This is a genomic window from Bacillus sp. SJ-10, from assembly GCF_002843505.1.
Lineage (GTDB): Bacteria > Bacillota > Bacilli > Bacillales > Bacillaceae > Bacillus > Bacillus velezensis.
The window spans coordinates 2,464,098-2,475,729 of the sequence record NZ_CP025258.1; the positions used below are offsets into that span (position 1 = coordinate 2,464,098).

At 48.5% G+C, this 11,632-nt stretch carries 14 protein-coding genes; 13 read left to right on the top strand and 1 reads right to left on the bottom strand.

Translation table 11 applies throughout. From position 1 onward, the window contains the following. Position 1: 1 nt before the first annotated feature. The 3 genes from CXL14_RS12490 to CXL14_RS12500 all read left to right on the top strand — a co-directional run bounded on the left by CXL14_RS12490 (position 2) and on the right by CXL14_RS12500 (position 2,650). Complete coding sequence (locus tag CXL14_RS12490; RefSeq protein ID WP_014721418.1) at positions 2–595, top strand: lipoprotein heptaprenylglyceryl N-acetyltransferase LhaT; 594 nt, start codon at positions 2–4, stop codon at positions 593–595. Between the two features lie 67 nt (positions 596–662). Then, complete coding sequence (gene ypjB / locus CXL14_RS12495) at positions 663–1,445, top strand: sporulation protein YpjB (protein ID WP_014418247.1); 783 nt, start codon at positions 663–665, stop codon at positions 1,443–1,445. 29 nt (positions 1,446–1,474) lie between these two features. Further along, positions 1,475–2,650, top strand: coding sequence for an oxalate decarboxylase family bicupin (locus CXL14_RS12500; protein ID WP_014418246.1), 1,176 nt, complete (start codon positions 1,475–1,477; stop codon positions 2,648–2,650). 23 nt (positions 2,651–2,673) lie between these two features. Here CXL14_RS12500 and CXL14_RS12505 read toward each other — a convergent pair whose 3' ends face one another. Then, on the bottom strand, positions 2,674–3,546 hold the full coding sequence (locus CXL14_RS12505; protein WP_003153493.1) for a YitT family protein: 873 nt from the start codon (positions 3,544–3,546) through the stop codon (positions 2,674–2,676). Positions 3,547–3,688: 142 nt separating this feature from the next. Between CXL14_RS12505 and CXL14_RS12510 the strand changes: the two genes are divergently transcribed. The 10 genes from CXL14_RS12510 to panD all read left to right on the top strand — a co-directional run bounded on the left by CXL14_RS12510 (position 3,689) and on the right by panD (position 11,593). Beyond that, positions 3,689–4,024, top strand: coding sequence for a nucleotide pyrophosphohydrolase (locus CXL14_RS12510; protein ID WP_003153495.1), 336 nt, complete (start codon positions 3,689–3,691; stop codon positions 4,022–4,024). An 8-nt stretch (positions 4,025–4,032) separates the two neighbouring features. Further along, positions 4,033–4,836 (top strand): 4-hydroxy-tetrahydrodipicolinate reductase, encoded by an 804-nt coding sequence (gene dapB, locus CXL14_RS12515; RefSeq protein WP_014418245.1) that lies wholly within the window; start codon positions 4,033–4,035, stop codon positions 4,834–4,836. Positions 4,837–4,859: 23 nt separating this feature from the next. Further along, on the top strand, positions 4,860–5,273 hold the full coding sequence (gene mgsA, locus CXL14_RS12520; protein ID WP_003153499.1) for a methylglyoxal synthase: 414 nt from the start codon (positions 4,860–4,862) through the stop codon (positions 5,271–5,273). After that, positions 5,266–5,979, top strand: a complete 714-nt coding sequence (gene bshB1, locus CXL14_RS12525) for a bacillithiol biosynthesis deacetylase BshB1 (protein WP_014418244.1) — start codon at positions 5,266–5,268, stop codon at positions 5,977–5,979. Before mgsA ends, bshB1 begins: the two co-directional genes overlap by 8 nt. Next, a complete protein-coding gene (bshA, locus tag CXL14_RS12530; RefSeq protein ID WP_015240093.1) occupies positions 5,976–7,109 on the top strand; it encodes an N-acetyl-alpha-D-glucosaminyl L-malate synthase BshA in 1,134 nt (377 codons plus the stop codon). The genes bshB1 and bshA overlap by 4 nt, the downstream gene beginning before the upstream one ends. A gap of 4 nt (positions 7,110–7,113) precedes the next feature. Next, positions 7,114–8,304, top strand: coding sequence for a CCA tRNA nucleotidyltransferase (locus CXL14_RS12535; RefSeq protein WP_101287834.1), 1,191 nt, complete (start codon positions 7,114–7,116; stop codon positions 8,302–8,304). Then, positions 8,289–9,266, top strand: a complete 978-nt coding sequence (locus CXL14_RS12540) for a bifunctional biotin--[acetyl-CoA-carboxylase] synthetase/biotin operon repressor (RefSeq protein ID WP_014418241.1) — start codon at positions 8,289–8,291, stop codon at positions 9,264–9,266. Before CXL14_RS12535 ends, CXL14_RS12540 begins: the two co-directional genes overlap by 16 nt. A gap of 244 nt (positions 9,267–9,510) precedes the next feature. Further along, on the top strand, positions 9,511–10,344 hold the full coding sequence (gene panB / locus CXL14_RS12545; RefSeq protein WP_007409480.1) for a 3-methyl-2-oxobutanoate hydroxymethyltransferase: 834 nt from the start codon (positions 9,511–9,513) through the stop codon (positions 10,342–10,344). A gap of 3 nt (positions 10,345–10,347) precedes the next feature. Further along, positions 10,348–11,208 (top strand): pantoate--beta-alanine ligase, encoded by an 861-nt coding sequence (gene panC / locus CXL14_RS12550; RefSeq protein WP_029973653.1) that lies wholly within the window; start codon positions 10,348–10,350, stop codon positions 11,206–11,208. A gap of 1 nt (position 11,209) precedes the next feature. Beyond that, positions 11,210–11,593, top strand: a complete 384-nt coding sequence (panD, locus tag CXL14_RS12555) for an aspartate 1-decarboxylase (protein WP_003153510.1) — start codon at positions 11,210–11,212, stop codon at positions 11,591–11,593. Positions 11,594–11,632: the final 39 nt, after the last annotated feature.

Consider the following 11,632-nt stretch of genomic DNA (forward strand, 5'->3'; position numbering starts at 1 on the left):
TATGAGGTGGATTTCTTATCTTTTAGGGTTGCGCGGCATGCTTCTGCTTGTTCTTGCCGTTAATTTTATCGGTACGGTGTACGGCTATTATTGGTATGTGCCTCAGCTTGCGGACACGCCGTTCCGATTTCTGATATTTGTGCCTGACAGCCCGACGGCGACGTTTTTCTTCCTGTTCGTGCTTCTGGCATTTCTCATGAAAAGAAACGCGCCGCTGTTTGAAGCGCTGGCTCTTGTAACTCTTGTAAAATACGGGCTGTGGGCGGTCGGAATGAATGTCTTTGTGTTGGCCAAAATGGGGCAGATGCCTTGGGAAGGGTACATGCTGATTGCTTCACATTTTGCCATGGCCGTTCAAGGCGTTTTATACAGCCCGTATTTTCGGTTCCGGTTATGGCATCTTGCCGCTGCCGCTGTTTGGACGCTTCATAATGATGTCATTGATTATCTTTTCGGCATGATGCCCCGCTACTCAATGCTCAATGACTATATGCAAGAGATCGGCTATGCTACATTCTGGCTGAGCATATTTTCACTCAGCCTTGCATACTATTTGGTGATTTCCAAAAGACGGATAAAGCTTGACTTACACTGATAGAATCTTGGTCTAACCTTGTCCCGCTCCTCATATTCTGTAAAGAGAAGGAGTGGGAGGGACCTCTATGAAACGAAAGCTGACGATCTGTCTTTTACTTGCTCTTATGTGTTTCATCACAACTGCCAAAGCTGAAGATGAGGGCGGTCTCAAGGAACTGAACGACCTTTCGGATACCGTTTTCCAAATGACGCGGCATTCGCAGTATGATGAGGCTCTGCAAGTGCTTGGCTACTTTAAGAAAAAAATGACACACGTAAACTCACTGAACGGCGCCGAAGTCAGGCAGGTGACTCTGGGTTTCAATGATTTAGTGCGCGTTCTGAAACAGGCAGACGCCTCAGATAACGAAAAAATCCGGGCAGCCGCCCAGTTCAGGTTGGTAATGGATGCGATGGAAGACCACTCCGATCCGCTGTGGGGTTCGCTTGAAAGACCGATTATGGCGACATTCAGCGCCTTAAAAGAAGATGTCAGCGGAAACGGAAGTGAAAATTTCAATGAAAAGTGGAATGAATTTATATCATTATATGATTTAATTTATCCCAGCCTGACAATGGATGTGTCGGCCGGCCAGCTTGAGACGGTGGCGAAACATATCGAGGTAATTGAGCAGGAAGGGTTTCAGCAGATGACAAAAGGAACAAAGCTTGAGCGTCTGACGCTCCTGCAGCAGGATTTAAAGCGGGTTTTTGACAAGGTGGAGCGGGATGACGCTGATCCTTCGCTGCTCTGGGTCATTCTGACAACAGGCGGTATCATTATTACTGCGCTGACATATGTCGGCTACCGAAAATACAGAGCGGAAAAAAAGAAAGAGAAAAAGCGTGAGTATCCTAAGTCTAAATAAACACAAATTGCTGTAAAGGAGCTAAGCCAGTGAAAAAACTCATCCAGCAATTGGCTTCAAAACACCTCCCGCAGCCGATCAGAGGCAGAAAAGGGGCGACTGACGAAGGACCGCGAAACCTCCCGCGTGACTTCCAGAATCCTGACATGCTCGTTCCGCCTTCAACGGATGCAGGAACGGTTCAAAATTTGAAATTCTCATTTTCTGATACGCATATGAGGCTTGAAGACGGAGGATGGTCCAGAGAGGTGACGGTCAGGGAACTGCCGGTATCCAAAAACATCGCGGCGGTGAACATGAGACTGAAGCCGGGAGCTGTGCGGGAGCTTCATTGGCATAAAGAAGCCGAATGGGGATATGTGATTAACGGAGGAGTCCGTTTAACTGCGGTCGATCAAAATGGGCGGAATTTTATTGATAATGTCAGTGAAGGGGATCTGTGGTATTTTCCTTCCGGCATTCCTCATTCCATTCAAGGATTAGAGCAGGGAAGTGAGTTTTTGCTCGTCTTTGATGACGGCTCTTTTTCAGAAAACAGCACCTTTTCAGTAACGGACTGGTTTGCCCATACCCCGCGCAGCGTGCTGGAGGCGAACTTCGGTGTTCCCGGATATGAGTTGGCTTATATTCACAAGAAAGAGCGTTACATGTTCCAGTTGGAACCTCCTCCACCTATCGAGCAGGCAGCAGTTTCTTCCCCGGAAGGCACCGTTTTGGAGCCGTTCAGCTACAAGCTTTCCCGGCAGGAGCCCCTTGTTACCAGCGGGGGAAGAGTAAAGATTGTCGATTCAAAAACGTTTAAGGTGTCAAAAACGATTGCCGCAGCTCTTGTGGAGGTCGAACCCGGGGGCATGAGAGAATTGCATTGGCATCCGAATACGGACGAGTGGCAGTATTATCTTTCAGGAGAAGCGAAAATGACGGTGTTTGCGGCGGAAGGAAGAGCGCGGACATTTAACTATCAAGCGGGTGACGTAGGATATGTTCCTTTTGCAATGGGACATTATGTTCAGAATACCGGTGACACCGTGCTTCGCTTTCTGGAAATCTTCAAAAGCGACCGTTTCGAAGACGTCTCTTTAAACCAATGGCTGGCACTGACGCCGCAGCGCTTCGTCGAGCAGACGCTCAATGTCAGTCCGGCATTCGCCCGCCGATTGAAAAAGAAAAAATCACCGGTTGTCAAATGGAAACACGAACAGTAAAGGCGGCAAAAGCCGCCTTTTTATTATCGTCTGATCGGATTTTTATTTTCATCAAGCGTAAATCCTTCGCCGAGCACATCATGGACGTCGCTTACTGCAACAAAGGCGTGCGGGTCAACGGAAGTGATGACGCTTTTCAAAAGCACAATTTCGTTTTTCGGAACGACGCAGTAAAGAACGTCCCTGTCTTCTTTTGTATATGATCCCTGTCCTTTCAAAACGGTGACGCCGCGCTCCATCTCTTCAATGATTTTTTGCTGGATCAAATCGTTTTTCGAAGAAATAATCGTTGCCCCTTTTGCGGCATAGCCGCCTTCCTGTATAAAATCAATCAATCTCGCAGCGACAAAAACGGCTACAAGCGTGTACATCGCTTCCTTGTAAGAAAGATACGTAAACAAAGAAAGAAGAATGACACAGGCGTCAAAGGCAAACATCGTCCGGCCCATCGGGATTCCGAAAAATTTGTTGATCAGCCTGGCGATGATATCGACCCCGCCCGTCGTGCCGCCGTATTTAAAAATAATGCCGAGACCCGCGCCGATAAATACACCGGCGAACAAGGCGGCCAGCGCTAAATCATGGGACAGCGGCATATGAATTTCGTAGCGCTGAAAAACACTCAGAAAAACAGAAAGAGAGACGGTGCCGATCAGGGTATAGACAAACATCGTCCGGCCGAGCATACGCCAGCCGATGAAAAAGATAGGAATGTTCAATACCAGGTTGGAAATAGAAGGGCTGATGTGGAATAACGCATATAAAAGCAGCGTAATGCCGGTAAATCCGCCTTCCGCCAAATTGTTCTGCATATTAAAGTGAACCAGTCCGAATGAAAAAACAGCGGCGCCGATTAAAATAAAGCAAATGTTTTTGATTCTGATTTCTCCAAGCATTGCATCAAACCCCTTTTCCTTCCATAAGATTGCGTAAATATTATAGTGGATACAAAAGAAAACAGCAAACTGCCGTTTTTAACATTTGTCAAATGTACTTGAATTAGCTAACATGGAAGAGATGACAGGAGGTATTCGCACAGTGAGTGACAAAACGATGAAAGACTTACAAGCTGAGGTCGATGAATATATCGGCCAATTCAAAGAAGGCTATTTCAGCCCGCTTGCCATGATGGCCCGTCTCACGGAAGAACTGGGCGAACTTGCAAGAGAAGTCAACCATTATTATGGGGAAAAGCCGAAGAAAACGACGGAAAATGAGAAAAGCATGGAAGAGGAAATGGGCGATGTGCTGTTCGTCCTGATCTGCCTCGCCAACTCCCTTGATATTTCATTGGAGGAAGCTCATAACCGCGTCATGCATAAATTTAATACACGTGATAAAGACCGCTGGACTAGAAAAGAAGAAGGAAAGTAGGAGAAACCATGTCAAATGAAACCATTAAAGTCGTCATTGCCGGACCGAGAGGCAGAATGGGCCAGGAGGCCGTAAAACTTGCCGTCCGCACGCCTCATTTTGAGCTTGTCGGCGCCATTGACCATACATACGATCAGCAAACATTGCGGGAAGTGATGTCAGCTGATTCAGACGCTCTTATTTATACGGATATCCGCACATGTTTCCAAGTAACAAAACCGGATGTGCTGATCGATTTGACAACGCCTGAAATCGGCAAAAAACATACGAAAGCCGCTCTTGAACACGGCGTCCGCCCCGTTGTGGGAACGACCGGATTTTCTGAAGCGGATTTAGAGGAGCTTCAAGCCTTGACTGAAGAAAAAGGAATCGGCGCCATCATCGCTCCGAACTTTGCATTGGGCGCGGTGCTGATGATGAAGTTCTCACAAATGGCCGCCAACTATTTTGAAGATGTAGAAATCATTGAGCTTCATCATGATCAAAAGCTGGATGCCCCGAGCGGAACGGCGCTGAAAACAGCGGAAATGATCTCAAGCGTCCGTACAGAAAAGCAGCAGGGCCATCCTGATGAAAAAGAAATTCTGCCGGGCGCCCGCGGTGCTGAATTAAACGGCATCCGCCTTCACAGCGTGCGTCTGCCGGGCCTTATCGCCCACCAGGAAGTCATGTTCGGCATGGACGGCCAGACGCTGAAACTGCGCCATGACTCCTATAACCGGGCTTCCTTTATGTCAGGAGTGAAGCTGTCAGTGGAGCAAGTGATGAAAATCGACCAGCTTGTATACGGACTCGAAAATATTATCGACTGAATCGGCAAGGGGGAGAACATCAAATGAAAATTGCTTTGATTGCTCACGATAAAAAAAAGCAGGATATGGTTCAGTTTACGACCGCATATAAAGATATACTGAGCCATCATGAGTTATACGCGACAGGTACGACGGGCCTGAAAATCCAGGAAGCGACCGGATTGTCTGTTGAACGTTTTCAATCCGGCCCGCTCGGCGGAGATCAGCAAATCGGCGCATTGATTGCAGCAAATGCCCTGGATCTCGTCATTTTTCTGCGCGATCCGTTAACTGCGCAGCCTCACGAACCGGATGTCTCGGCGCTGATCCGGCTGTGTGACGTATACGCGATCCCGCTCGCCACAAATATGGGAACAGCGGAAATCCTCGTCCGGACGCTGGATGGCGGGGCATTTGATTTCCGCAATCTTGTGCGCGGAGGAGAGCCGAATGTCTGAACACGTTGATATTCTGGCGTTCGGCGCCCATAGTGATGATGTCGAGATCGGTATGGGCGGCACGATCGCAAAATTTACGGCTCAAGGAAAAACCGCGGTGATATGCGATTTGACCGAGGCCGAACTATCATCTAACGGAACGGTAGGGATAAGAAAAGAAGAAGCGGCAAAGGCGGCCCGAATTCTTGGCGTAAAAGAGAGAATCCAGCTTACGCTTCCCGACCGCGGGCTTTTGAAAAGTGAGGACGGCATCCGCCGGATTGTCAGTGTCATCAGAGCCTGCCGGCCGAAAACCGTTTTCATGCCTTATCCGAAAGACCGCCATCCTGACCACGGCAATGCGGCGGCTTTGGTCGAAGAAGCGGTGTTCTCGGCGGGAATTCATAAATACAGAGATCACCAGGAACTGCCGGCTCATAAGGCTCAGCGCGTATACTATTATATGATCAACGGGTTTCACCGTCCGGACTTTGTAATCGACATAACGGAAACCATCGATCTGAAAAAAGAAAGCCTGCACGCCTATCAAAGCCAGTTTATTCCTACGGCGCAGTCAGTGAACACACCGCTGACCAACGGTTATATCGAAATGGTGGAAGCGAGGGAAAGACTGTATGGCAAAGAAGCCGGGACGGGGTATGCCGAAGGCTTCTTTTCAAAACAGCTTCCCGTTTTGAATGATGATGTTTTTGGGGGCGGACAATGAGACCATTAAAAATAGGGATTACATGCTACCCGAGTGTCGGAGGCTCGGGTATTATTGCGACGGAACTCGGCAAGCTGCTTGCGGAAAAAGGGCACCAGGTTCATTTCATCACATCAAGCATCCCGTTCAGATTAAATACATATCATCCGAATATTCATTTTCATGAGGTGGAAGTCAACCAATACGCGGTATTTAAATATCCGCCTTATGACCTTACGCTGGCGAGCAAAATCGCCGAGGTTGCCGCGAGGGAAAATCTTGATATCATTCACGCGCATTATGCGCTGCCGCATGCGGTATGCGCTTATCTCGCCAAGCAGATGCTCAAGCGCGACATCGGCATCGTGACGACGCTTCACGGTACGGACATCACCGTTTTAGGATATGATCCGTCATTAAAGGATTTAATCCGTTTTGCCATCGAAGCGTCCGACAGAGTGACGGCGGTATCAACCGCGCTTGCCGGAGAAACATATGACTTAATCAAGCCGGATAAAAAAATTGAGACCATCTACAACTTTATTGATGAACGTGTTTATCTTAAGAAAAATACAGAGAGTATAAAAGAGAAACATGGCATTTTGCCGGATGAAAAGGTCGTCATCCATGTTTCGAACTTCAGAAAAGTAAAACGTGTTAAAGATGTCATCCGTGTTTTCCGTAATATCGCAGCCAAAACAAAGGCGAAGCTCCTGCTTGTCGGCGACGGGCCGGAAAAGTGCGTCGCTTGGCAGCTTGTCGAAAAATACGGACTGCAGGATCAAGTGCTGCTCCTCGGAAATCAGGACAGGGTGGAAGAGCTGTATTCCATCAGCGACCTTAAGCTTCTTCTGTCTGAAAAAGAAAGTTTCGGACTCGTCCTCCTTGAAGCGATGGCCTGCGGCGTGCCGTGCATCGGAACAAATATCGGCGGAATCCCGGAAGTGATTAAAGATCAAGTAAGCGGTTTTCTGGTGGAAGTCGGCGATATTCAGGCGGCATCTGAAAAAGCGCTTGCCGTTTTAGAAGATAAACAGCTCAGCAAACGATTGACTGACCATGCGCTGAAAATGGTGGAGACCGCCTTTTCTTCGCAAAGAATCGTCAGTCAGTATGAACGGATTTATGACGAATTGGCAGGACCGGAGTGATCTTATGGAACAGGAATTTGTCAAAGCTCTCCCCATCCTTCATCATCTGATGAAGGCGGGTCATCAGGCGTACTTTGTCGGGGGAGCCGTCAGAGACAGCTATATGAAACGGAAAATAGGTGATGTGGACATCGCAACCAGCGCTTCGCCGAATGAGGTGGAGCGCCTCTTTAAGCGGACTGTCGATGTAGGAAAAGAGCACGGCACCGTAATCGTCTTGTGGGAAGATGAAACCTATGAAGTCACCACTTTTCGCGCCGAATCAGAATATAAGGACTACCGGCGCCCTGAAGCTGTGCGGTTCATTACTTCTTTATCAGAAGACTTAAAGCGGAGAGACTTAACGATAAATGCGATGGCGATGTCTGCCGAGGGAGAGCTGCTTGATTATTTCGGAGGCGCGCATGATATCGGTCAAAAGCTGATCCGTACGGTGGGTAATCCTGAAGACCGTTTTCGGGAAGACGCTCTGCGGATGATGAGAACCGTCCGCTTTATGAGTCAGCTCGGCTTTCTGTTAGAAAAAGAAACAAGAGAGGCCGTCATAAAAGACAGGGAGCTTTTGGCACATGTATCAGTAGAACGAAAGACCGTCGAATTTGAAAAGCTGCTGCAGGGCGCTTCCTCACAAGAAGCGATCCAAACGATGGTGCAAACAGGTCTGATACAAGAGCTGCCCGGCCTTTCCGGTTATGAGCAGCAAATGCTTGAAGCGAGCGGATTTCCGTTTTCTTCTTTAGATGCACGCGAAGAACGCTGGGCAGCGCTGTTATTGTTTCTCGGTCTTTGTCCGAAAAGCGCCGAGGCGTTTTTAAAACAGTGGAAACTGCCGGGAAAAGTCATAAAAAAAGCGGTGCAGATCATAAGCGTTTATCCGGCGCAGCTGGAAGCGGAAGCGATGTACCGGGCGGGAGAGGCGCTGTTTTCAGCCGTTAAAATCGGGATGCTGAAAAAGCATAAGACGATTGATGAACAAAAGCTGAAAGAGGTTCAGAGCCTGTATGAGCAGTTGCCGATCAAAAGCCTTCGAGACCTCGACATTTCAGGCGCTGATCTGATGGAGCTCAGAAACCGCCGCGCGGGTAAATGGGTGGCCGAAGAACTTCGCCGGATTGAAGAAGCGGTATTGGCAGGGAAGCTCCCTAACCGAAAACATGACATAAAGGAGTGGCTCGCATCATGGGATCAACATTAAGAACCCGATTAATTGATTTATTTTCTGAGGCGGGTGACGGCTTTATCTCCGGGCAGAAAATAAGTGACGCGCTCGGCTGCTCGAGAACCGCAGTTTGGAAACATATAGAGGAGCTCCGCAAAGAGGGCTATGAGGTTGAGGCGGTCAGACGAAAAGGGTACAGGCTCATTAAAAAACCGGGGAAACTCAGTGAATCCGAAATCCGTTTCGGGCTGAAAACAGAGGTTTTGGGCAAACAGCTTCATTACCGGGACGTCCTGCCGTCCACCCAAAAAACCGCTCATGAACTTGCCAATGACGGTGCGCCGGAAGGGACGCTCGTAGTCGCCGATAAACAAACGGCAGGCAGAGGAAGAATGGCCAGAGTGTGGCATTCACAGGAGGGAAACGGGATTTGGATGAGCCTCATTCTGAGACCCGACGTTCCTTTGCAAAAAACGCCGCAGCTCACCCTGTTATCCGCCGTTGCGGTCGTTCAGGCCATCGAGGCTTTTACAGGTATACAGCCCGCCATTAAATGGCCGAATGATTTAATGATTCACGGCAAAAAAGCCGTCGGGATTTTAACTGAGCTGCAGGCGGAAGAAGACCGTGTCCGTTCGGTTATTCTCGGGATCGGCATCAACGTGAACCAGCAGGAAGCCGATTTTCCCGGCGAGCTTCAGGACATTGCGACGAGCCTGAGCATGGAAGCTGGCGAAAAAATTGACAGAGCGGGTCTGATACAAGAGATTTTGCTGACTTTTGAAAAACGCTATCAGGATTACTTGAACCACGGCTTTACACCGATCAAGCTGCTATGGGAAAGCTATGCGGTCGGACTGGGGAACGAGCTCAGAGCGAGAACGCTGCAAGGAACGTTTTACGGGAAATCGCTCGGCATTGATGATGAGGGAGTTCTTCTCCTGGAAACGAGAGACGGTATAAAGAAGATCTATTCTGCCGATATTGAGCTCAATTAATCTTAGTTGGTACAAGCCTCGTGAATTTGGTATACTTCCTATGGGCAGTATCATAATGAACTGCACCTGATCAGCAGAACAGAGATTACGAAAAGTCTGCCTTGATCCAAAAAAGGACTGGGACAGAGGGATGACATTCGCCGAACGTTAAACAAGTGGGAATCCTTCTTATTTTACAGAAGGCTTTTTTGCTTGCGAAGAATTGGCGGCTCATCTCCTCACCGTTTAGAGGAGGAGAAACAGAATGAAAACAAAACTGGATTTCATGAAAATGAAGGAAAACGGAGAGCCGATCGTGATGCTGACCGCTTACGATTATCCGCAGGCAAAGCTTGCGGAACAGGCGGGAGTCGACATGATTTTAGTCGGGGATTCGCTCGGAATGGTCGTGCTCGGACTCGATTCAACAGTCGGCGTAACGGTCAGTGACATGATTCACCATACAAAAGCGGTAAAACGCGGTGCGAAAAATACGTTTATCGTAACTGACATGCCGTTTATGTCTTACCACCTTTCAAAAGAAGATACATTGAAAAACGCCGCGGCCATTATTCAGGAAAGCGGCGCGGACGCGTTAAAGCTGGAAGGCGGAGACGGCGTTTTCGAATCCATCCGTGCGCTGACTCTCGGCGGAATTCCCGTCGTCAGCCATTTAGGCCTCACACCGCAGTCTGTCGGCGTATTAGGCGGATATAAAGTGCAGGGAAAAGATGAGCAAAGCGCGAAAAAGCTCATTGAAGACAGCATCAAATGCGAGCAGGCAGGAGCGATGATGCTCGTGCTTGAATGCGTGCCTGCTGAACTGACTGCTAAAATAAAAGAAGAAGTATCCATTCCCGTCATCGGAATCGGAGCCGGTTCAAAAGCGGACGGCCAAGTCCTTGTTTATCATGACGTCGTCGGCCACGGCGTGGACAGAACACCCAAGTTCGTGAAGCAATACGCCAAAATCGACGGCACGATTGAGTCGGCCCTCAGTGATTATGTCCGTGATGTGAAAGAACGGGTTTTCCCGGAAGAAAAGCATTCCTTTCAGATAAACCAAACTGTGCTGCAAGGCTTGTACGGAGGAAAGTAAGCGATGAAACAACTGACAGAAACTCAACAGCTGAAAGAATTAATTGCACAATACCGCTCAGAAGGCCGGACGATCGGATTCGTCCCGACAATGGGTTTTCTTCATGAAGGACATCTGACGCTGGTTGAAAAAGCAAGCAAAGAAAACGATATTGTCGTGATGAGCATCTTTGTCAATCCGACTCAATTCGGACCGGGCGAGGATTACGAAGCATATCCGCGGGATTTAAAGCGCGATGCCCGGCTTGCAGAACAGGCGGGGGCAGATGTTTTGTTTACGCCGTCTCCAAGTGACATGTATAAAGGCGAGCAAAATGTTGCCGTGCAAGTGAAAAGGAGAACTGACGTGTTGTGCGGCGCCTCCCGCGTCGGCCATTTTGACGGAGTGGCCACTGTGCTGACGAAGTTTTTCAATCTCGTTAAACCGACCCGCGCCTACTTCGGCCTGAAAGATGCCCAGCAGGCAGCGGTTGTGGACGGATTGATTGAGGATTTCTTTATGGATATCGAATTGGTTGCAGTGGACACGGTCAGAGAAGAAGACGGACTTGCCAAAAGCTCTCGCAACGTCTATCTGACTGAGCAGGAACGCAAAGAAGCGCCGATGATCTATAAAGCATTGCAGCAAGGTGCCGAACTGATCAAAGACGGTGAAAGAAATCCGGAAACCGTCATAAAAACCGTCACCGATATCATCGAAAACACAAGCGGCGTCATTGATTATGCCGAACTGTACGCTTATCCGGAGCTGACTCCGCTTAAAACATTAAACGGCAAGGTCATTCTGGCCTGCGCCGTCCAATTTTCTAAAGCCAGACTGATTGATAATATCATTATTGATATTGATGAATGGGAGAGATCATAATATGTACCGCACTATGATGGCCGGAAAACTGCACCGCGCTACCGTGACGGAAGCCAATTTAAACTATGTCGGCAGTATTACGATTGATGAAGATCTTTTAGATGCCGTCGGAATGCTCGCTAATGAAAAAGTTCAGATTGTGAATAATAACAACGGAGCGAGACTTGAAACGTATATTATTCCCGGTAAGCGGGGGAGCGGCGTCATCTGTTTAAACGGAGCTGCCGCCCGTCTCGTCCAAGAAGGAGATAAAGTCATTATTATTTCTTATCAAATGATGTCTGATCAGGAAGCAAAAAGCCATCAGCCGAAGGTGGCCGTACTGGATGATCAGAATAAAATCGAGCAGATGCTGGGCCAGGAGCCGGCACACACGATTTTGTAAAAGAGCCCCCTTCATGGGGGTTTTCTTTTAAGATTTAGG